The sequence below is a fragment of the Methanothermobacter sp. THM-1 genome, from assembly GCF_009914355.1.
Taxonomy (GTDB): Archaea; Methanobacteriota; Methanobacteria; order Methanobacteriales; family Methanothermobacteraceae; genus Methanothermobacter; species Methanothermobacter wolfei.
The window spans coordinates 1,100,917-1,121,286 of record NZ_CP044013.1; the positions used below are offsets into that span (position 1 = coordinate 1,100,917).

Annotated in this window: 21 protein-coding genes and 2 tRNA genes; 6 read left to right on the forward strand and 17 right to left on the reverse strand. The window is 48.9% G+C overall.

All coding sequences use genetic code 11. The annotated features are described in order from the left end of the window. Positions 1–96: 96 nt before the first annotated feature. Complete coding sequence (gene cofH / locus FZP57_RS05715) at positions 97–1,212, reverse strand: 5-amino-6-(D-ribitylamino)uracil--L-tyrosine 4-hydroxyphenyl transferase CofH (RefSeq protein WP_074359152.1); 1,116 nt, start codon at positions 1,210–1,212, stop codon at positions 97–99. A gap of 152 nt (positions 1,213–1,364) precedes the next feature. On the opposite strand from cofH, the gene hmtA1 reads away from it, so the two are divergent. Both hmtA1 and FZP57_RS05725 read left to right on the forward strand, forming a co-directional pair. Continuing rightward, positions 1,365–1,571 (forward strand): histone HmtA1, encoded by a 207-nt coding sequence (hmtA1, locus tag FZP57_RS05720; RefSeq protein ID WP_074359153.1) that lies wholly within the window; start codon positions 1,365–1,367, stop codon positions 1,569–1,571. A gap of 270 nt (positions 1,572–1,841) precedes the next feature. Beyond that, positions 1,842–2,333 carry a rubrerythrin family protein gene (locus FZP57_RS05725; RefSeq protein ID WP_074359154.1) on the forward strand — a complete coding sequence of 164 codons (492 nt, stop codon included), beginning with the start codon at positions 1,842–1,844 and terminating at the stop codon, positions 2,331–2,333. A 45-nt stretch (positions 2,334–2,378) separates the two neighbouring features. On the opposite strand, the gene FZP57_RS09480 is transcribed toward FZP57_RS05725, so the two are convergent. The 3 genes from FZP57_RS09480 to FZP57_RS09490 form a co-directional block, all read right to left on the reverse strand. After that, the gene (locus FZP57_RS09480; protein WP_238337856.1) at positions 2,379–3,425 is read right to left on the reverse strand and encodes a sensor histidine kinase; all 1,047 of its coding nucleotides are present in this window, start codon (positions 3,423–3,425) and stop codon (positions 2,379–2,381) included. Further along, positions 3,400–3,840, reverse strand: a complete 441-nt coding sequence (locus tag FZP57_RS09485; protein ID WP_238337857.1) for a PAS domain S-box protein — start codon at positions 3,838–3,840, stop codon at positions 3,400–3,402. The genes FZP57_RS09480 and FZP57_RS09485 overlap by 26 nt, the downstream gene beginning before the upstream one ends. Positions 3,841–3,953: 113 nt before the next feature. Further along, positions 3,954–4,118: a hypothetical protein gene (locus FZP57_RS09490; protein ID WP_238337858.1), complete on the reverse strand. Its 165-nt coding sequence runs from the start codon at positions 4,116–4,118 to the stop codon at positions 3,954–3,956. Positions 4,119–4,495: 377 nt separating this feature from the next. Between FZP57_RS09490 and FZP57_RS05735 the strand changes: the two genes are divergently transcribed. Next, positions 4,496–4,567 (forward strand) — tRNA-Val (locus FZP57_RS05735). 4 nt (positions 4,568–4,571) lie between these two features. Next, positions 4,572–4,644 (forward strand) — tRNA-Phe (locus FZP57_RS05740). Positions 4,645–5,022: 378 nt separating this feature from the next. Here FZP57_RS05740 and FZP57_RS05745 read toward each other — a convergent pair. The 6 genes from FZP57_RS05745 to tes all read right to left on the reverse strand — a co-directional run bounded on the left by FZP57_RS05745 (position 5,023) and on the right by tes (position 10,760). Beyond that, entirely contained in the window at positions 5,023–6,285 is a 1,263-nt protein-coding gene (locus FZP57_RS05745; RefSeq protein WP_074359781.1) for a tRNA (N(6)-L-threonylcarbamoyladenosine(37)-C(2))-methylthiotransferase, read from the reverse strand. A 45-nt stretch (positions 6,286–6,330) separates the two neighbouring features. Then, positions 6,331–6,984, reverse strand: coding sequence for a protein-L-isoaspartate O-methyltransferase (locus FZP57_RS05750; protein ID WP_074359157.1), 654 nt, complete (start codon positions 6,982–6,984; stop codon positions 6,331–6,333). A 168-nt stretch (positions 6,985–7,152) separates the two neighbouring features. After that, entirely contained in the window at positions 7,153–7,761 is a 609-nt protein-coding gene (locus FZP57_RS05755; protein WP_074359782.1) for an HVO_0476 family zinc finger protein, read from the reverse strand. Between the two features lie 4 nt (positions 7,762–7,765). Next, a complete protein-coding gene (gene hacB, locus FZP57_RS05760; RefSeq protein WP_074359158.1) occupies positions 7,766–8,275 on the reverse strand; it encodes a homoaconitase small subunit in 510 nt (169 codons plus the stop codon). After that, complete coding sequence (locus FZP57_RS05765; RefSeq protein WP_074359159.1) at positions 8,272–9,261, reverse strand: beta-ribofuranosylaminobenzene 5'-phosphate synthase; 990 nt, start codon at positions 9,259–9,261, stop codon at positions 8,272–8,274. The genes hacB and FZP57_RS05765 overlap by 4 nt, the downstream gene beginning before the upstream one ends. Before the next feature lie 14 nt (positions 9,262–9,275). Further along, on the reverse strand, positions 9,276–10,760 hold the full coding sequence (gene tes, locus FZP57_RS05770) for a tetraether lipid synthase Tes (RefSeq protein ID WP_191216045.1): 1,485 nt from the start codon (positions 10,758–10,760) through the stop codon (positions 9,276–9,278). Positions 10,761–10,916: 156 nt separating this feature from the next. Between tes and FZP57_RS05775 the strand changes: the two genes are divergently transcribed. Then, positions 10,917–11,432 carry a CDP-2,3-bis-(O-geranylgeranyl)-sn-glycerol synthase gene (locus FZP57_RS05775; RefSeq protein ID WP_191216046.1) on the forward strand — a complete coding sequence of 172 codons (516 nt, stop codon included), beginning with the start codon at positions 10,917–10,919 and terminating at the stop codon, positions 11,430–11,432. Positions 11,433–11,546: 114 nt separating this feature from the next. On the opposite strand, the gene FZP57_RS05780 is transcribed toward FZP57_RS05775, so the two are convergent. The 7 genes from FZP57_RS05780 to truA form a co-directional block, all read right to left on the reverse strand. Further along, complete coding sequence (locus tag FZP57_RS05780) at positions 11,547–12,212, reverse strand: hypothetical protein (RefSeq protein ID WP_074359783.1); 666 nt, start codon at positions 12,210–12,212, stop codon at positions 11,547–11,549. A 19-nt stretch (positions 12,213–12,231) separates the two neighbouring features. Then, a complete protein-coding gene (locus FZP57_RS05785; RefSeq protein WP_191216047.1) occupies positions 12,232–13,254 on the reverse strand; it encodes a hydantoinase/oxoprolinase family protein in 1,023 nt (340 codons plus the stop codon). Between the two features lie 57 nt (positions 13,255–13,311). Continuing rightward, positions 13,312–14,271, reverse strand: a complete 960-nt coding sequence (locus FZP57_RS05790; protein WP_191216048.1) for an ATP-grasp domain-containing protein — start codon at positions 14,269–14,271, stop codon at positions 13,312–13,314. Further along, positions 14,268–15,563, reverse strand: a complete 1,296-nt coding sequence (locus FZP57_RS05795; RefSeq protein ID WP_191216049.1) for a nucleotide sugar dehydrogenase — start codon at positions 15,561–15,563, stop codon at positions 14,268–14,270. The genes FZP57_RS05790 and FZP57_RS05795 overlap by 4 nt, the downstream gene beginning before the upstream one ends. A 16-nt stretch (positions 15,564–15,579) precedes the next feature. Next, positions 15,580–16,887, reverse strand: a complete 1,308-nt coding sequence (wecB, locus tag FZP57_RS05800; protein ID WP_074359785.1) for a non-hydrolyzing UDP-N-acetylglucosamine 2-epimerase — start codon at positions 16,885–16,887, stop codon at positions 15,580–15,582. Positions 16,888–16,908: 21 nt separating this feature from the next. Then, positions 16,909–18,249: a DUF460 domain-containing protein gene (locus FZP57_RS05805; protein WP_191216050.1), complete on the reverse strand. Its 1,341-nt coding sequence runs from the start codon at positions 18,247–18,249 to the stop codon at positions 16,909–16,911. Between the two features lie 203 nt (positions 18,250–18,452). Continuing rightward, on the reverse strand, positions 18,453–19,283 hold the full coding sequence (truA, locus tag FZP57_RS05810) for a tRNA pseudouridine(38-40) synthase TruA (protein ID WP_191216051.1): 831 nt from the start codon (positions 19,281–19,283) through the stop codon (positions 18,453–18,455). A gap of 174 nt (positions 19,284–19,457) precedes the next feature. Here truA and FZP57_RS05815 point away from each other — a divergent pair, with 174 nt between their 5' ends. Beyond that, a complete protein-coding gene (locus tag FZP57_RS05815; RefSeq protein WP_191216052.1) occupies positions 19,458–20,363 on the forward strand; it encodes a DMT family transporter in 906 nt (301 codons plus the stop codon). The last annotated feature ends 7 nt before the right edge of the window (positions 20,364–20,370 follow it).

Consider the following 20,370-nt stretch of genomic DNA (forward strand, 5'->3'; position numbering starts at 1 on the left):
TCAGGACTTGCAGATAACCGGGAACAGGACACATCCTGAATTGAACAATTATAGAAGAGTGCCCCCTAAAACAGGCGCTGGAGGAGAAACTGATAATTAAACATCAATGATCTCCCTGTAGAGTGTGTCCCTCCTTGCAGGGATCCTGCCTATATCCCTGACAACCCTCACTATCTCAGAGGGTTCTGTCCTGACACCATAGGATGCACCGGCAGACCTTGAGATGTTCTCCTCTCCAAGTGTCCCTCCAAAGTCGTTGGCCCCTGAGAGGAGTGCTATCTGGGCGAATTTGAAGCCCAGTTTAACCCATGAGGCCTGTATGTTCCTTATCAATCCCCTGAACATGAGCCTTGATATCGCATAAACCTTGAGGTCCTGGGCGCCCGTTGCACCGGGCATTGCATCACCATCACGGTATATGGGGGCGTTGGGGTGCATGAAGGGTAACGGTACGAACTCGGTGAATCCCCCTGTCCTCTCCTGTATGTCCCTTAGGATTGCCATGTGTTCAACCCTGTGCTCAGGGGTGTCTATGTGGCCGTACATCATGGTGCAGGTTGTGGGTATGCCTACACGGTGGGCTGTCTCTATAACCTCAACCCATTCACCGGTACTCAGTTTGGTGGGGCAGATGACTGACCTCACATCATCATTCAGTATCTCCGCTGCGGTTCCAGGCATTGAACCAAGACCTGCCCTTTTCAGTATCCTCAGGGCCTCCTCAATGGAGAGTTCTGCGTTGCGTGCTCCATAGTAAACCTCCATTGGTGAAAATGAATGAAGATGAACATCCGGGAACCTTGATTTTATCTCCCTAATCAGATCCTCGTAGAAGTATGTGTCAAGTCCCGGGTAGAGGCCTCCCTGTATGCAGAGCTCCCTGGCACCATTTTCAACGGCCTTCTCTGCTATTTTAATGATCTCCTCTGTTTCAAGGTAGTGGGAATCATCATCCATTTCATCCCTTCTGAAGGCGCAGAACCCGCACTTTCCTGAACAGATATTGGTGAAGTTGATGTTCCAGTTCTCTATGAAGGTGACCCTGTCCCCGCATTCCGATTCCCTGACAATGTCCGCAACCATTAAAAGGGCCTGAAGGTCCCTTCCAGTTACATCCATCAGGTACAGCGCATCCTCGGTACCTATAGGCTCATCAACCGCCTTTTCAAGTATTTTCCTTGTGCGGGTTTTGATTCCTGCTGTGCCAAACATGCGATTTAGTATCTGATTTTATATGTTTAAAATTTTTGGTTCTGATGAGATTCATATCCAACTCTCCCCATATTGACTCTGTGGCCCAGTAATCCGCCAGAACCAATAAATTTAAATAGTAGAGATTACCAGCTTAATTTGGAGGTGAAATTATGGCTGAATTACCAATTGCACCAGTCGGTAGAATTATAAAAAATGCCGGTGCCCAGAGAATAAGTGACGATGCAAAAGAGGCTTTAGCAGAGGCACTTGAAAAAACAGGTGAAGAAATCTCACGCAAAGCCGTTGAACTTGCAAAGCACGCCGGCAGAAAAACTGTTAAAGCCGCTGACATAAAAATGGCCGCTGAACAGTTATAGGAGACTCTATTTTCAATTGTTTATTTATTTTTAATGTCTTAAGGCTCTTTATACGCACCATACATTCAATCCGTTTCCGTAACCATTAAAAACTTCTGAGATTTTAAAATTCCTGAGGGATAATTTTTCATGCCTCTCCCTGTTTCATGGAATTAAAGACCTGAAGGTTTCCATGCAATCCTCAAAGCTCTGGGAATCATCATGATCCCTGACATTCCATGAAAAAATTATATAAATGAAAAAATAAAGTGTAAAGGGAGGTGGTTATGTATGTCAACAATGGAAAACCTCAAGGAAGCCTTTGCAGGCGAATCCCAGGCCAACAGACTGTACCTTGCCTTTGCAAGGAAGGCCGATGAAGAAGGTTACCACCAGGTGGCCAAGCTGTTCCGTGCTGCCGCAGCAGCAGAGACGGTCCATGCAATGAACCATCTTGATGCCATGAAGGCCATTAAGGGTACAGATGAAAACCTTAAAGAAGCCATTGAAGGAGAAACACATGAATTCAAGGAAATGTACCCTGAATTCATTGAAGAGGCCAGGGCTGAAGGCGAAGATCAGGCACTCTGGAGCTTCGAAGTTGCAAACAAGGTTGAAGAGATCCACGCTGAACTGTACAGTAAGGCCCTTGAGAGCCTTGGTGAAAATGTTGAGGTGGACTACTACGTCTGCAACTGGTGCGGTAACACCGTTGAAGGGGAAGCCCCTGACAGATGCCCTATCTGCGGCGCCCCCAAGGATGAATTCAAAAAGATAGACTGAGAATTCATGACCCCATAATTTCTTTTTAAAATTTAAAATACCAATTCACTGATTCTTAAAACCCAGTTCCTCAAAGCTTATACGGAATGTGGTTCCCTCATCAGATATTACATCAACCCTCGCATCTATCTGATCACTGAGGCCCCTTACAATCTGAAGTCCAAGTGAAGGTGTGCTCTCCCAGTCAAGGTCCCCTGGAAGGCCCACGCCATTATCACTCACCTCAAGGGTCACGGTGCCGTCGCTCCTTTTAAGTGAAACCTTTATGTCTCCCCTGCCATCAGGGAAGGCGTGTTTTATGGCGTTTGTCATGAGCTCCGTGAAAATGAGTCCAATGGGTATTGTCGTCTCAATATCCGCCCTAAACTCCTGCATGTCAAAGCTGAGCCTGATCATGGAGGGGTCCAGATTGTAACTGTTGAATATCTCCACCCCAAGGGTGCGTATGTATTCTGATATATCAACATTCTTAAGGTCCTCTGAGCGGTAAAGCCTCTCATGGATCAGTGCCATTGACCTTGCCCTGTTCTCACTCTCCCTGAAGATTTCGAGGGTGTCCTCATCCTTTATCTGCCTTGACTGCATGCTCAGCAGACTTGAGATTATCATGAGGTTGTTCTTGACCCTGTGATGGATCTCCTTGAGGAGGAGTTCCTTCTCGGCAAGGGACCTTTCAAGCATCTCCTGGGTCCTCTTAAGGTCCGTGATGTCACTGAGGACCACGATGACCGAGTCCCTGTCCCCTGCATGGATCCTTTTATTGTAGATCCTCACTGTGTATCTATTACCCGCAGGGTCCTCCAGTTCCATCTCGTAGGGTTCAACCGACCCCTCCCTTTTTATTGTTTCAAGTTTTGATTGGAATTCCCTCCGGGCATCCTCGCTGATGAACTCAAGGTCATAAACTGATCTTCCTATCATCCTCTCCCTTGGAATCATAAGTTTACCGGCGAGGGTTGAATTGATATCAAGTATCCTTCCATCATCCACGTCAAGGAGTATTATGTATTCCGGTGAAAGGTTGAATAGTGCCCTGTATTTCTCCTCACTCTCCCTTAGCCTGGCTTCAGCCTTTTTTTCTTTCTGATACATCCCTTATAACCGCCGTTACATAGTCGCCATCCATGTAATGCCATCCCACAACGGTTAATTCCACAGGGAATCGGCTTCCATCCCTCCTTGTCGCTTCAACATCATCTATGAATTTTGAAATACCCTCAAGGTTCCCCTCATTGAATCTGTGCTTTTCGATGTGCTCTGCAGGTATGAATGTCTCGAGGGGTTTTCCTGCTGCATCCCCTGAGGAGTAACCGAACAGGTCCTCCGCTCCCCTGTTCCAGGAGACCACCATGCCATCAGAATCAACGGTAATGATGGCATCCCTTGCAGTTTCAATTATGCGTCTGTATTTCTCCTCACTGTATCTCACCGCCTCCTCTGATTCCAGAAGCGACTCTGAAAGGAGCACTGTAACGGTATTGACAAAGAACATAACGGATAAACGCATAAAATCCTCCGTAAGACCTCCGATAGATGATAAAATGCTGCTTGCTATCAGAACAGCGCCGAGGAATACCGTTACGATGAAGGAATTCTGTCTGAACCATATCCCTGCAAGGACTATCGTATGTAGAATACGTGGGTGAAGACAACTCCCACACCGAGTATTAGGTGAAAGTAAAGGGTCATGATGGAACAGAAGAGTGTCAGAAGGGCCACTATAATAATTCTGGCGTTCCTGTTCCAGTAGAACTGGAGTTTTTCAGCTACTGTTCTGTATACCACTTGATCACCTGTGACTCCATGCTTCTTCAATAAATAACATCACATACCTGATGAATCCTTCTGTGATCCCACAGTTTATGTCTCCCCTCCTGGCCTTATAGAACAGAGATTTAACTTAATTATTCTATTTTCTCTTGGCAGATAAAAATTTTTACGATTAAAGCCTTCGCATTGAAAACCCTTTAGGATCCTGGAATTATTATATAAAAAAAATTAAAATCCTTCATTCCCTAATATTCAAAACATGGCAGCTTCATGGATCCAAATATACCTGCCTGGCTTTAGGATCTCAATTAAACAGGCTATTTTAATGGAATACATTGGATAAAGGGAAAAGGTTATATATGACTACTTCCATAGTTTAGAAGGACCAAGGAGGGCCGGTGGTCTAGGGGTATGATACCTCCCTGACACGGAGGTGATCACGAGTTCGAATCTCGTCCGGCCCATCATGCCGTGGTAGTTCAGTTGGGAGAACGCCAGACTGAAGATCTGGATGTCGCTGGTTCAAGTCCGGCCCACGGCACTCAAAAACCACCTCTTTTTATGAAATCTTTTATGAAATCATTAATCATTATACCGCTGAATTTTCTAAAGTCTATCTTCTCCATGTGTAAAGGGCTGGAAAATGTAAGAGCTTCCATAGCCGTGCTGCAGCACCACAGATTAAAAGATGCCCGTAATGGTGTCACTTCCAGGGTCCACTGAAGCACCATAAAGATTAATGAGTGCACAGGACGGCACCACCATTCCACACTCCACCACTGCAGAAACAACAAATATATTAATGGATGAAGCATCAAAAAAAGGCAGGAGACCCATAATAGGTTAGGGATCGGGAGATAAGGTACGTTACGGTAGCACTGTTTCTATGACCGTGTGAAACCCTGCATCTTAATATCGGTCAAGCAATAAGGTAAGTCCCGGTAGCATCCCTTATCCTAACCCTCATGAAGGAACCCATCTCACCATCCCCGGTTACAACGGGTATGTAAGAGTCTGTTCTACCTATAAATCCCCCCTTTCTTCCCTTTTCAATTATAAGGATATTCTGAAGTGTTCCAACAAGTTCACGATTTTCATTCTCTGTTATCTTCCCCTTGAGCTCCTCTATCGTCTTTGAACGCCTCTTAAGGTCCCTGAAGTCAATCTCATCCAGTGACGATGAGAGGGCGCCTGGCCTGTGCCTGTACTTTGAAAGGTGTATGAAGCCCGGTTTAACCTCCTCAAGGAGCCTGCAGGTATCCATAAAGGCCTCCTCATCCTCAGTGGGGTAACCGACAATGATGTCTGTTGCGATGGAGATGTCGGGTATCACTTCCCTGAACCTTTCAACTATCATCCGGAACTCATCAACAGTATGCCCCCTCCTCATGTCAGCCAGGACCCGGTCGCTGCCGCTCTGAACCGGGAGGTGGAGGAAACTGTAGACCTTCTCTGAGGTGTATGCCTCCACCAGGCCGTCAAGGTCCCTGAGGACACTGGCAGGGTGCATCATACCCACACGTATCCTGAAGTCACCGGGGATCTCACTTATCCTCCTGATGAGGTCTGAGAGCCTTTCACCGGTATCAGTACCGTAGGCAGCCGTGTCCTGGGCTGTTAACTGTATCTCCCTGCATCCAGAAGAGATAGCTCTTTCCGCCTCCTCAACGAGGAGATCTGAGGGGTAACTCTGGATTCTGCCCCTGGCAAACCTTGTGCAGCAGTAACTGCAGCTCCCGTTGCACCCCTCACATATCTGGAGGATGTGTATAAGGGGGTTGGACCTTACCTTTGGAACACCCACCTTCAGGTCTGATGTGAAGCCAGTAATGCGCCTTAAATCCCCCCTCCATGCTGCCTTAACAGCCTCAGGGGTCCTTTTAAGCTGGTGGGGTCCAAGCCATGACGCGTCCCCTGATATGGCTTCAAGTTTCCCGGGGTCTATCTCAACCATGCAACCTGCCACCACCAGTCCCTTATCAGGGTAGAGTTCCTGGAGCTTCTTTATCCTGTTAATCACCTTATGCTCCGTGGGGTGCTTAACATAGCATGTGTTAACGATTATAACATCAGCACTATCAATATCCGTCAGCCTGGCTCCCTCTTCCCTGAGGAATCCTGCCATGATTTCGGAATCGGCCTGGTTAAAGGTGCATCCGAATGTCTCAATATAAACCTTCAGATCCATATCAATCCTCTGTAAAGACTTATGATCCCTGAGATGATTTCAGTGGAATTTCCAGCCATGTTTACCTATCAGAGGTACGAAGGCAACACCGCCAAGGTTCTCTGACCGGTAATCCTCATCAGAGATCCTTTCAATTAAAACAAGTTCCTGGTAAAATTTATCAGAACCAACAGGTATTAAAAGTTTACCCCCAAGCCCCAGCTGCTCCATGAGGGGTTCAGGGACGTAGGGTGCTGCTGCAGTCACATATATCCTGTCATAGGGGGCCTCCTCCGGCCACCCCTGGCTTCCATCACCATGTATGACTGTCACGTTGTCATAGCCAAGTTCCCTGAGCTTTCTCCTGGCCCTTTCATAGAGGGACCTTATCCTCTCAATGGTGTAGAGGTGGCCATCCTTCCCTATAATCTCGGCTATCACCGCCGCATTGTAACCGCAGCCGCTCCCAATTTCAAGGACCTTCATCCCCTCCCTGAGGTCCAGTATCTCTGCAATCATTGCAACCATGTGGGGTGCTGATATGGTCTGTCCCTCACCTATCGGGAGGGGCATGTCCATGTAGGCCCTGTGTTTCTCCTCCTCAGGGACAAACTCATCCCTGGGGACCTTCTCCATTGCCCGCCTTACCGGCTCTGACCTTATGTAACCCTTATCAATGAGTTCCTGAACCATCCTCCTTCTCTCATCAATCATCAAACCACTTGAATTGCTGCTTCCCTGATACCTGTTCTCTTAGAACCATATCTTGTCTGGCGACAGCGGGTAAATATCAATAAATCATCAGACCTGAGAAAATATTATATCATCCTGCCTGTGCGTAGGTTCACACCCATTTCTCCCCACTGTAAGCCTGAGAGCATATTATATCATCCTGCCTGTGAGGTCATGTTTAAATCGAAGGTTAACAGGGCGGCCGTAAACCCTTTTAACAGAATGTGCCTCTGCAGAGCCTCTCCTTATCATTCCCTCGGATGTCTTTATGGCCCTGATCCTGAAGACGTGTTCCCCGAGTTTCATGACATCACCGACCCTGAATACAAAGTCCCTGTCAACCTCCACCTTCCTTGAGTAGACCCTGCCATGAAGGTCCACAGATACACCCACCCTTGCAGGGGCCTCAAGGGATGCTGCCCAGACGGTCTCAACCTCGGATGCTGTGGATTTATCAACCCTCTTACCGCTTTTGAGTTCAAGGGAGGTTATTTCAACAAGTTTACCCCCTACAGTTATGGCGTCGCCTGTGGAGAGTTCCTCATCAGGGTACAGTTCCACGTAATCCCTGTAGGATTCACCGTGCTCGCTTATGATTACACGGTGTTTCTCGGGATTTTCAATTACCAGCCTGTCCCTGAAGACCGTTCCGCACTCATCACATTCAAGCACCAGGTGCTTTACCTTCCGGGTCCTTGATTCATCGGTCCTGCTCTTCAGGACCCTGAATGATGTGGATCCGCATATCGGGCACTGCATTTCATTACCCCTCATCTTCTTCAGATACTCCAAGGGTCCTGAGGTAGTGTTTCACAAGACCCCCGTCCTCAAGTATGGATAGCATGTAATCGTTGAAGGGCTTCATCCTGTACTTCTTCTGCCTGGTGATATTCTCGATGACACCCTCCCTGAGGTCAGCCCTGATCTCATCACCATCCTCTGCATCAACATCAGCCATTATAACAGGCAGGCCAATGTTTATTGCGTTTCTGTAGAATATTCTTGCAAAGGACTCTGCGATGATGGCAGATACCCCTGCATGTTTAAGGGCTACCGGAGCCTGCTCCCTTGATGAGCCGCATCCAAAGTTTCGCCCGGCAACTATGATGTCACCCTTCCGGACCTTTGATGCGAATTCAGGGTCTATCCCCTCCATTACGTGGGATGCGAGTTCATCGAGACTGAAGGTCCTCAGATAGCGTCCAGGGATTATTATGTCAGTGTCAATGTTATCACCGAATCTCCAAACCCTTCCCTTTATCACTGAATTCATGGTATGCCTCCTTTACCTATCATGGCACCGCTGTTACGGCCGCCTGTTATGAATGCCTGGCCCCCGGGCATCGCTTCCCTTGCAGCCCCCAGCACGTCCCCGGGGTTCTCGTCTGTGACCGCATACACCGCCGGGCCGAAGGAGCTCATACCTGCACCATGTGCCCCTGCGGATATCATGTTATCTATTATCCTGTCTATCAGTGGATCCTGAAGTTCCCTTTCGATCTTCTTGAATCCTGTTGTCTGTATCTCGTTTACTGATTCACCGAAGGATTCTATGTCACCCTCCAGAACGGCCGGCATCATCTTCATGAGGATGATGTGGGAGAGCTTCTCAACCTCTGAAAGGGGTAAGGGGCAGTATTCCTGGAATATGTTAACCTCCCTCCTCCCCGAGACCGACCTGTCTATATCGGGAATTGCAATGATGATCTTCCAGTCCTCAGGAAACTCATACCTTGCAATGACAGGGGGTGGTGAGGCTGTCGATGCAGATGACGGCAGGAAATCCTTTTTCTCCTTCCTGCTGTGACCGGCATCAACTATGAATCCACCATACTCAAAGGATGCCACGCCGATGCCTGATGTCCCTCCCCTTCCAACTATCCTGGCAAGCTCCTCTGCATTTAATTCCACCTCATGGTGCTCTGCTATGAGCCTTGCGGTTGCAAGGGCTATCTGGGTCCCTGAACCCAGCCCTGAATGGGATGGGAACATCTCCTCGACACTGAATAAAAAGTGCTCATCACTCCCAAGGTACTTGAGGGTCCTCTCGGCAGCATCCCCTATCTTTGAGGCGTACTCCCGCTGCAGTGCCTCAGAGGTATCATGGGGGAATTTAACCATCGTGGCATCGGATTCTTCTGCCCTTATTACCAGTTCCGGTTCTTTTATGGTGATCCCGACTCCACCGTCAAGGCGGCCCCTCTCACCGTTGAGGTCTATGAGGGTCAGGTGGAGTCGGGATGGTGTGTTTATTATCAATTCGACTACCACTCCTAATTGTCTGATGGTTTTAAGGGTTTTGCAAACTGCCTCTCAACCTTTTGCCTGTGTATGGAGTTCATTGTACAGAAGGGGACTATTCTTCCATCTGGAAGTGCATAGTGAATCACGCACCTTCTAACCCGCTCTATGTCAAAGTTCCATGGGTCCATGAAGTGCATGCAGGAAATCAGGAGGGTGTTGTAATGGAATTCGCCGAGGGCGCTGTAGGACCTCTCCCTGAAGATTGATGTGAGTATGCTCTTTATATCCACTGATTCAGGTGCCCTTGATTTGTCAAGGGTCTTCGGGAGTTCAATGGTTGACCTTGCAATTACCTTCGCCTTTGCAGCTATTCCTCCCTTCTCAATCTCCTCTTTACCCTTTTCAAGGACCTCGAAGAACCTGTCAACGTCAATGAACCTTGTTATTGGGATTATCCTGTCATCCTCTATGAATATGTAGGTCGCTGTTCCACAGTGCTGGTGGCATGTGAATGTAACCTGGGGTTCTCCCTCAATTGCAGCTACGAAATCAGATATGGGACGTACAGATGATGCCGGGTAGAAGTCATCGACTGCTATTTCTGAGCCTGTCTGGGCCTCTACAAGTTTCTGGAAGTCGGGTATTGTTATCCTCTGCTCCTCCACCCTGTCGGCGGGTGTTCTTCCTGCAAAGGACACTGGCTGGAAGTTAACACCCCTTATTATGTCTATGTTATCAACTGCAAAGCGTATGATGTCCCCGACCTGGTCATCGTTAAGGCCCCTTACCAGGGTTGGCACAAGTACTATCCCTAGCCCTGCCCTTCTACAGTTCTCTATGGCCTGCAGCTTCAGTGGAAGAAGATTCTTACCCCTTGATACGATGTAGGGCTCCTCTGTGACACCATCAAACTGGAGGTAAACCGTGTTGAGTCCTGCCTCCCTGAGTTCAGCGGCTAGTTCGGGCTTCCTTGCAAGTCTCACGCCGTTTGTGGCTATCTGGACATGTGTGAATCCCTCTTCCCTTGCGAGTTTCACAAGGTCGACTATGTCCTTCCTTACCGTGGGCTCTCCTCCGGCGTACTGGATCGCAGGTGTCGGGACCGGCCTGTTCCTTCGAAGGTTGCGAAGCATTTCCCTTATTTCTTCGTATTCCGGTTCATAGAGGTAATTTGACACGGCTGCATTGGCAAAACAGATGGGACATTTAAGATTGCATCGATTGGTGACATCAATAAGACCAAGGACCGTGTGACTCTTATGTTCCGGGCAGAGCCCACAGTCAAGGGGGCAGCCCTTCAGGGGGTCTGTCTGTGGATTTAAGAGGCCTTCACCCTCCTCATCGTATTCTTCTGCCTTCCTGTAAATCTTGGAATTGCTCCAGTAAACATTTTCAAAGTCTCCATGTTCCGGGCATTCCTTTCTTATAAGAACCCTGCCCTCTTCCTCAAGGACCTCTGCATCAACCGGTCTGAGGCATTCGGGGCATAGGCTCTTTGTTTTCTTTATTACCACAACAGTCACCTGTTTAATCTGAGTATCAAAAAATCATCAATTTCCATCGGCAAAGATTATATAGCTGATCTGTGAAATTACAGATTCATAGTCTCTAAACTGATACCTAATGGTGTTTTTACGATGATCCTAATAAAATTTATGTGAGGTGTAGCTTTGAATACCGATATCATCAATATTATAGATGTTCTCCATGTAATATATTTTATGCTGCCGGCCTACCTGGCCAATATGAGTGCCCTTGTCTTTGGTGGGGGTAAACCCCTTGATATGGGGGTCGCCCTTGCCGATGGCAAGCGTCTCATAGGAGACGGGGCAACCTGGAGGGGTACAGGTGCAGGGACATGTGTAGGTCTAATTGTGGGAGGACTTCAGGGTTTCATCTCAGGTTCGGTGCTTGCATGTGCACTTACTGGTCTGCTACTTGGCCTTGGAGCCCTTCTGGGTGATGCTGCTGGAAGTTTCATTAAAAGGAGGATTGGTATAGAGAGAGGGCGTCCCGCCCCCATCCTTGACCAGCTTGATTTTGTATTCGGGGCCCTATTGCTTGTCTCACCCCTCGTAAACCTCCCGCTATATTATATCGTCCTTATAATGGTAATCACCGTGGTGCTTCACCTTTCAGCCAATATAGTAGCATACCTCATGGGTATGAAGGATGTCTGGTACTGAAGAACCTTCAGCCATGATTCTCTTCAGCAGACCATCAGTTCCTTTTTACATTTAACATCAGCCCCCTCGAGATTAAGGGGATAAGGGTTCCGGCTCAAAAACTGGAACTGGGCATCATTTAAGGTCCTCACCCGAGACCATGAGGAGTTTAAGTGTCTTCATGAACACCTCCCATGATGAAGACCACTCAGGGACCTCATAGACCAGGGTGGGGTAGCCTGCGGCTGCAAGGGGCCTTGAGAATAGCCTCCCGGATGAACTCCTGTAACGTGTCCCTGATGGGACAGGGTAATAGTTGAATCCAGCCCCCTCAAGCCTCCGCGCGATCTCCACTGATGCGGCGTCCATCTGGGGGGTTGCAACGTAGAAGCCCTCACCATAACCGGGTTTATGGGCGTGGGCGATTATGACAAGGTCACAGTCAGATCCCTTTATATCTTGGAGTATGTAGGTGGCTGCAAGGCCCTCCCCGTTGGCCCTTCCCCTGCTGAAGTCCATGGGGCTGTCCTCAACTACTATGGTGTAGAGCACAACCTCAACAGGTAGGAGGGCGAATACCCTTGAAGCCCACTGGACCGGTGCAATGGAAACAGTCTCCCGCGGGTGTATCCCTGTCACAACAGCTATTTTCAGGTCCCTATCACCGTAATGGGCATAAATATCCCTTGTAACGTATCCCCTACCATCCTCTCCTATGAGGCTGTGATCTGAAAGGTTCATCAGGACAAGGGGTGCCAGTAACAGTAAAATGATGAAGATCAAAATTTTTAAGTGCTTCAAACCTGACCTCCCATCCAAATCAGTCCTGGAGGTAATCCTCCATCAGAAGGGCTGTGCCGACGGCTGGGGCCACAACACATTCCGCTTCAGTCAGGAACTCGTCCATGGTCCTGCAGTCAAGTTCAAGTACCTCAGCAGCCCTTTTAGCAAGGACGTTCATTCCAAGGCCAGTGGCTATGACCTCCTCAAGGTTTTCACGTTCCGATACCTCTGCAATCCCCTCCGCTATCCTGAGTATCTGCTGATGGTATATGTACTCCGATACTTCAAGGATCTCCTCTGGCTGGAGCAGGTCAAGGTCCGCGCAGAGGACCCTTGCGATCCTCAGCATGCAGTCCTCAAGGGATCTGCCCGCACCATCAGGCGTGCTGCAGGTGTAGTCCTCCTCCCTGATGTTTCCCAGGACCCTGTGCACATCAGCCGTGATGGCGAAGAGTTCGGAGGAAACCCTGAACCATCTCTCCCCCAGGGGGACCCTGTCAACTATGGTTGCCACGTTGCTCCTCAGGGTCCCCGTGTAGACCAGTTCACCTGTTCCGAGTCTTTCAAGGTCGTTCCGTCCCTTCGCAGCCTCGAAGCCGTCCTTTATCGGTATTATGTCTGTTGTCGTGCTGCCCACATCAACCATTATACAGTCGCTGCTCATTGCAGAGGCTATCTGGGAGGTGGCAACCCAGTTCGCCGCTGCGATGTTCATGGGGTCTGAAACCGCCCCCTCAGCATCAACCATGCCTGATAGGCTCACGTAGGCCACCGGCACATCGAAGGTCCCCTCAACCCTGTCAACGATGTCGATAACGCCCATGGCCTTGCTCGGGTAGGCGTCAACCAGTTCTGCTGTCATTGACATCCCAACACCGTCAAGGTCCTGGATGTCATCTCCAATCATCTCCAGGAGTGTTTCTGAGAGTTCATCCTTCTTAAGCCACATCGGGAGGTACCTGAAGTCCACCCTCACCTTCTCCATCTCACCATCACTGCCAAATTCTATTATGGCCATGTCAGTGTTTGCTCCTCCAATATCAAATCCGGCGATCTTCATGAAATCAACCCAATATTATGTCATAAAATTCCAGGTTCCAGTTTAAGCCTGATTCATCTATTCAACACGGACCAGCATCCCTGAGGGTCCCTTCCTGAATGATGCTCTTCCCCTGAGCTCAACCCTATCAGGGAGCCTGCCCCCTGCAGCATCGATTATCATGCGCCCCATGTTCCTGTCAGTGAGTCTTCTGAGGCCTATGTAGGGTGTTGTTATCCTTGAGTTTATCTCAATAAGGTATGGCCTGTCTGCAAGGATAAGGTCAACTCCAACGTATCCCCTCAGACCCCCTATTGACTCGACCGCCCTGGCGGCCACCCTGAAGGCCTCCTCCATCATCTCATGGTCCATGGGTGTGTATCCACCATCATACTCCAGTGAACCGTTATTCATGATGATGTTCTGTTTATTAAGGCTGAAGGGCAGCGCCCTCCTGCCATCTGCCAGCAGACTGACGCTCACAGCCTCCCCCTCAATGAACTCCTGGATTATCATGTTATCCTGGACATCGATCCCTTCTCCAGGTTCAAGTATCCTTATGCCCTGGCATGCTACTCCATCGGATGGTTTCACTATGACCCTGGAGTCCACTTCACCGAGATCATCTGTACCGTAGGTCTCTGGAAGCGGCACCTTTCCCCTGAGCACCCTGAAGGTCTCTGATTTATCCGAGCACAATCGCACAGCCTCCGAGTCCGATCCCAGGAGAAGCACGTCTGAGTCTTCAATGATCCTTGTCAGCCTGTAAAGTTCCATGTCCTCCTCAGCGGCTATGAATATGCATGCATCGAAGCCTTCAAGGTTCTCCCTGAGCCATGCATCAATGGGGGTGTCGATGAGTACCGGACTGAAGGGTGATTTCAGTTCAATGTCAGAGAACCTCTCCGAGAGCAGGAACTCCACATCAAACTCACTGAAGTCTGCAAGAAGGGCCTCGAGCATTGATTTCCCCTCAGGGAATATCTCAGGGTCATCAATACCTGAGGCTGTGGCGTATTCAAATACAAGGAGCTTCAAGGACGCCCCACACCCCTGAAGGTTATACCAGCCTCCCTGAACCTTTCAGGGTCCAGCACGGGCCTTGTGCATATGAATATTCCCCTCTTTATCATTTCGGGGGTTATATCAAGGTATTCGCTGTGGTCCGTCATCAGGACGGCGCAGTCCGAGTCAAGGGCCTCCTCAAGGGTGACGGGCTCGGCACCCATGGATCTTATAAATTCAGGGTTAACATGGGGGTCATTTACAAGTACCTCAGCGCCCTCTGCAAGCAGTGATGCTACAAGTGGCTTTGATGGCGTCTCCCTTGCATCCGCAACATCACCCTTATATGCAACTCCAAGCACACCGACGCTTGAACCCCTAAGATCCTTGCCTGCAGCCTTAAGGGCATCCCTGATGATTTCAAGGACATGGAAGGGCATTGATTCATTGACCTCCCTGGCTGTCCTTATAAGGCGGGCCTCGGCACCCCTTCTCTCGGCCATTTCAACTATGAAGTAGGGGTCTATTGAGAGGCAGTGGCCGCCCACTCCCGGACCCGGTGTGTGTATGTTGACCCTGGGGTGGTGGTTGGCTGCCTCTATTGCCCTTATGGCATCCACGCCAAGGGCCTCGCATATGACGGCCAGTTCATTTGCAAGGGCGATGTTGGTGTCCCTGTAGGTGTTCTCCATGAGCTTAACCATCTCAGCTGTCATTATATCATCAACAATTATCACCTCACCCGAGGTCATCCTCCTGTAGAGTTCAGCCGCCCTCTCAGAACTCTTCCTGTCAATCCCTCCTATCACCCTTGCATTGTGCTGCATTTCATAGAGGGTGTTGTTGGGGAGGGCCCTTTCCGGTGTGTAGGCAAGGCCGAAGTCCTCTGAAACCCTGAGACCCGTACTTTCAAGTATGGGCAGTACGACCTCCTGACATGCGCCAGGGGGCACCGTGCTCTCCACTATAACAAGATCCCCTTTTTTAAGACCCTTTGAGATGGTCTCGGCTGCTGATATGACCGCGGAGAGGTCTGAGGTTTTATCACTGTTTACGGGTGTGGGTACAACGACTATCATGACATTTGATTTTCTTGCAGCCCCAGCACCATCTGTGGTCGTCTGGAGCCTCCCCATTCCAACGACTTCCATGACGAGTTCCTCCAGTCCGGGCTCCATTACGGGTGATCTTCCAATGTTCACCTTTTCAACGGTCTCACTGTTTATATCAACACCAGTGACATTGAATCCTGCCCTTGCAAATAGTGCTGCCGTTGGAAGACCTATGTGGCCCAGTCCGAATACTGCTATCCTGTAATCATCCAAGATAATACCTCCCTGATTATCGCGTCTCAATAAGGACATGGGTTCCCCTAAGGTTCACCCCTTCAGCAGGGAAAACGGGTTCCCCCTCACAATCGTATATCATCCTTATAACCGCATCATGTCTCCTTCTGAATTCTCCTGCCGTGACGTCCTCATCAACCCGGACAAGTTTCCTCCTGAAAGACCCTGTAACCTCACGGGGAGGCTCCATTCCAAGTCTTCCCTCCCTGTAAAGCCTAATGGTTTCATCAAGTATCCTCTCTGATGCGTGACCATCACCGTAGGGGTTATCAGCCTCCATCATCCTGTCCCTGAATTCAGGGTCCTCCAGTATCTTCCTGGCCGTTGATATGATTCTATCCCTGTCTGCTCCCACTAGGATGTTGCCCCCTGCATCAACGGTCTCGGGACGTTCTGTGTTGTACCTGAGTGTCAGGCAGGGTACATTGAATGTTATGGCCTCCTCCTGGAGCCCCCCTGAGTCAGTCAGGATCATGAATGAGTTTGAGAGCAGGAGAAGGAAGTCAAGGTAACCCATGGGTTTATGGATGGAGACATGGTCAGCCTCCATGAGCTTCCTGTAGAGTCCCTGCTCCTCAAGGTTCTTCCTTGTCCTTGGATGGACAGGGAATACTATCCTGAATTCCCTGAGTTCAAGGACAGCCTCAATGATCGATCTGAGCCTCTCAGGGTTATCAACATTCTCTGCCCTGTGGAGGGTGAGCACCACCAGCTTCTCATCATCCTGAAATCCTGAAAGGACCTCTGAACTCCTGGAGGCGATTTCAATGTTCCTTAAACATGCATCGACCACGGTGTTCCCTGTTATGAAGACGTTATCCGGGTCAGCGCCCTCCATGAGGAGGTTTATGCCTGATTCCTCAGTCGGGACGTAGTAGAGTTTTGAGCAGGCATCTGCAACCATCCTGTTTATCTCCTCTGGCATGGTCCTGTCAAAGGATCTGAGGCCAGCTTCAACATGCCCCACCGGGATGTGGAGTTTCACCGCTGCAAGGGCACCTGCAAGTACCGCGTTGGTGTCCCCCTGGACCATTACTATGTCAGGTTCTTCCTCTGCAAGGACCTCCTCTATGCCCCTGAGCATCTCTGCAGTCATTTCACCATGGCTCCCTGACCCGGCCCCTATATTGTGGTGAGGTGATGGGAGTTCAAGGTCGATGAAGAACTGGTCAGACATTTCATGGTCATAGTGCTGACCTGTATGGATGAGTGTGAATTCAAGGCCGCGCCTCCTGATTTCATCTATGACCGGCGCCATCTTGATTATTTCGGGTCTTGTTCCAAGAACAACAGCTATCTTCATGTCAATCACATCATGCATTTTTTATTTTCTCCTTCTCTGAGCCCTGTACTGATCTATCAGTTTAAGTAGCTCTTCTTCTTCCCTTTTCTTTCTCTTTTCATTCAATCTGTTTTTCCATTTTTTTATTTCAGTATTTAAATCTTGAGTTCTGACCGAACCGAAGTCGTTGTATATTTCTACATCGATTGATCTGGCAGATATTACAGGGATATCGCCGTCTTCAAGGACCTCAAGGGCCTGGTGTGACATTTTATCCTCTGTGATTATTGCCCTTGGACCTATATCCCGCAGTATGCTTGCTGTCTGTGAACCTCCACCCTCCGGGCTTCGCAGGAGGAGGACGTCACCCCTCTTTATCTTCCACTTCGAGCATGCCCTCCTGATCCCGTCCCTTGTGAAGGTGTCAATTATCTTGACCGGTGTTTTATCAGGTGAAAACTCCATGTCCCTTATCCTAAGGAGAGAGTCCAGGTTCCTTTCAAGGGCCATCCTCCTGGATTTTTCCTCATTGTACTTCTTCTGGAGCTTGTCTATGACCTTGAGCTTATGGGAAAGTTCCCTGTTCAGTAGAAGGTCCCTTGAGTATTCATAGTGGAGTCTATCAAGCTTTGACTTCAGCCTTGACTTCTCATCCCTCAGTTCCCGGATCCTCTTTTTGAGTGACCTGTTTTCATTTTCAAGTTTCTCGATAAGCAGCCTCTGGTGCTTTATGGTTGACCTCTGGGTCCTCAGGGTCCTTTTAAGTTTATCTATGTCAGCCTCTGGTTTTTCCCCCGCCTGCTCCCTGATAACCTCCACGGGTTCCTGCCTGTCGGTTACAAGCTTTATGGCCTCTGCTACCGGTTTACCTGTTATAACAAGGCCCTTGATCTTCAGTTCATCAGCCTCACCTATATCCAGATCCTCAAGTTTTTTTTCGATCTGCCTGAGTTTCATTTCATGGTGCCTGTAGGCCCTTACCGCTGCTGCAAGGGCATCCCTTTCATGGGAGTTCTCAGGGGTGGATTCTGAGTCGCTCAGGAACTCCGATACAAGCTCGTTCTTGAATGATATCGTCAGGACCCTTTCAGGAGTGTAAAGTTTTGCATTGAGCATTGAAGCTATCCTTCTAACGGCTTCAGGGGCCGGGTGGACGTCTGATGCCACCACGATCGCCCTTCCATGCTCTATTATCCTGTTTATAATATCCGATCTTGAGGCCTCCTTCATGCTCCCCAGGTAGAGCAGCCTGCCCCTGAGGTCAATTATTGCAAGTCCGACCGTGAGTCCCGGGTCGATGCCTGCAATGATGAAGGGTTTTCCATTTTCAAATCTTTCAGGGCCTTTATCCTGCAGCTTATTACTCCTCCATAATATTTCCATGCTGTGCTTGTGAATGATACTCTGTCCAATAAAATATTTAGAGTTTCGGGACACACAAAGACTCCGCAGAGAAACCCACACCAACATTTAGAGTTCCAGATACACAAACAGTCCCACAAAAGGGACCCGACACCAACATTTAGAGTTCCAGATACACAAACACTTCCGGAGAGGTACATTCACTTCCATGATTCCTGATTGGGTTAATCTTCAGGTAACATCTGCTTTAGTTCCCCTGCAGCATCAAGCATTGCGCCCCTTACCATGGACATGTCCCGGTATTCCATGAATTCTGCTTCAAGCTGTGACATGAACCTCTTGATTGCATATTCATCGTGGCGGAGCTTTATCTTAACCCCGTACTTCATGTCCATTAGTATGAGGTTCCCCGGCGGTGCAGGTTCTATGAATATTCGCTCCTCTGTATCGAGGAGTGAAGCCACCTCTTCAGGTGACATTTCACCACCTGAGACCCTTAAAAGTACGCTGACCATCTTCCTGACCATCTGCCAGAGGAAACTCTCACCGTAAACATCGATGACTACCGCCTCCCCAGAGGATGATACTCTGACATCATTAACCTTCCTCACAGGGTTCCTTTCAGACCTCTTGGAGAAGTTGCTGAACTCATGGGTCCCCCTGAAGTACCCTGCAGCCTCCATCATTGCATCAAGCTTCTCTACATGGTCCTTGTGGAGGATGTACCTGTAATGTCTCTCCAGGGGGTACCTGACCTTGAAGGGGTACATTACTGAGGCCCATGCAAGCACCCTTATATCTGCAGGTAGAAGGTCGTTTATCTGGTTAACCCTCACATCCTCCTCTGTGAAAAAGGTCACGTAATTCCCTAGGGCATGAACACCCCTGTCTGTTCTTCCAGCTATCTGGAAGCGCGAATCCCAGGGGCCCTCAATGAGACCCGCCTCTTTAAGGGCGTCCAGGAGCTTCTCTTCTACTGTCGGCACATCTGGCTGTCTCTGAAATCCATGATAACCTGTCCCGATGTATGCAACCCTCAAGAGTATCTTCCTCATACAGGTCACCCTCCTGTAATTGATGTAGCATATGGATCAGATTTTATAGGGCAATAACTAATAACAGTATGTGGTCCAACATGTAAACGGTAATCTCCTACTGTACAAATCTCCATGTTATCTGAAGCTGACACCTGAACATCAAGTTACAGTATGGGATGATGGGGTGTTATAATGAAACGTCTATGGGGCTATCTGAGTATCATCACTGCAACGATTTTCTTTGGGATTTCAGCAACCCTTGACAAGATCATGCTCTCTGAGATGCACCCTGTCACTATTGGAGCCTACACCTACATCATTGCAGGTTTATTCCTGTTTTCAGTCCGGCAGTCTCCCCTCGGTGAGCGTATAATCAGCATACTCAACAGTGAAACCCTTTCAGAAAGTGATATCACCAGAAGGGACTATGCTGTACTATTTATCACTTCCCTCCTTGGAACGGTGATTGCCCCCATAATCTTCCTCAATGGTCTTAACGATACAACGGCGGTTAATGCATCACTTCTTCTGAACGTTGAGGTCCTGTTCATAATCATCCTGGGTTACATCATCTTCAGGGAGGTGCTCAGGTCAAAGGATATCACAGGCATATTACTTATTATAACCGGTGCAGTGCTCCTCGTAACGGATGGCCACATCCCCCATGTCGACATGATCCTGATGGGTGATATCCTTGTTATCGGGGCTGCCTTTTTCTGGAGCCTTGACACCGTTCTCAGTAAATTCTTAAGTAAAAAGAGGGATCTGGTACTCGTATCTGGAATTAAAAGCCTCTTTGGCGGAGTTATACTCCTGCTCCTTATCCCCCTCCTTGGTTTTAACCCTGGAATGCCCCTGCATATGGTTCCATATGCACTCGCCGTGGCTGTATTCAGTATTGGCTGCTCATTTATACTGATCTACACTGCAATAAGGGAGCTTGGCGCATCAATGGTGGGGGCTCTTTTTCCATTATCCTCACTCTTTGGAGCCATATTCGCAGCCATCATACTCCAGGAGCCATTAACAGTCCTGGATGGTATCTCAGGGGCTGTGATGCTGGCAGGTGTATTCATACTCTACTGGAATGGTAGATAATGAAATG

What these genes read in the sequence shown, in the direction of transcription:
- cofH (WP_074359152.1), bottom strand. Translation starts at nt 1,212, where the DNA reads ATGTTTGGCACAGCAGGAATCAAAACCCGCACAAGGAAAATACTTGAA.
- hmtA1 (WP_074359153.1), top strand. Translation starts at nt 1,365, where the DNA reads ATGGCTGAATTACCAATTGCACCAGTCGGTAGAATTATAAAAAATGCC.
- FZP57_RS05725 (WP_074359154.1), top strand. Translation starts at nt 1,842, where the DNA reads ATGTCAACAATGGAAAACCTCAAGGAAGCCTTTGCAGGCGAATCCCAG.
- FZP57_RS09480 (WP_238337856.1), bottom strand. Translation starts at nt 3,425, where the DNA reads ATGTATCAGAAAGAAAAAAAGGCTGAAGCCAGGCTAAGGGAGAGTGAG.
- FZP57_RS09485 (WP_238337857.1), bottom strand. Translation starts at nt 3,840, where the DNA reads ATGCGTTTATCCGTTATGTTCTTTGTCAATACCGTTACAGTGCTCCTT.
- FZP57_RS05750 (WP_074359157.1), bottom strand. Translation starts at nt 6,984, where the DNA reads ATGATTGATGAGAGAAGGAGGATGGTTCAGGAACTCATTGATAAGGGT.
- FZP57_RS05755 (WP_074359782.1), bottom strand. Translation starts at nt 7,761, where the DNA reads ATGCAGTGCCCGATATGCGGATCCACATCATTCAGGGTCCTGAAGAGC.
- hacB (WP_074359158.1), bottom strand. Translation starts at nt 8,275, where the DNA reads ATGAATTCAGTGATAAAGGGAAGGGTTTGGAGATTCGGTGATAACATT.
- FZP57_RS05785 (WP_191216047.1), bottom strand. Translation starts at nt 13,254, where the DNA reads ATGAAGATCGCCGGATTTGATATTGGAGGAGCAAACACTGACATGGCC.
- wecB (WP_074359785.1), bottom strand. Translation starts at nt 16,887, where the DNA reads ATGAAGATAGCTGTTGTTCTTGGAACAAGACCCGAAATAATCAAGATG.
- FZP57_RS05805 (WP_191216050.1), bottom strand. Translation starts at nt 18,249, where the DNA reads ATGGAAATATTATGGAGGAGTAATAAGCTGCAGGATAAAGGCCCTGAA.
- truA (WP_191216051.1), bottom strand. Translation starts at nt 19,283, where the DNA reads ATGAGGAAGATACTCTTGAGGGTTGCATACATCGGGACAGGTTATCAT.
- FZP57_RS05815 (WP_191216052.1), top strand. Translation starts at nt 19,458, where the DNA reads ATGAAACGTCTATGGGGCTATCTGAGTATCATCACTGCAACGATTTTC.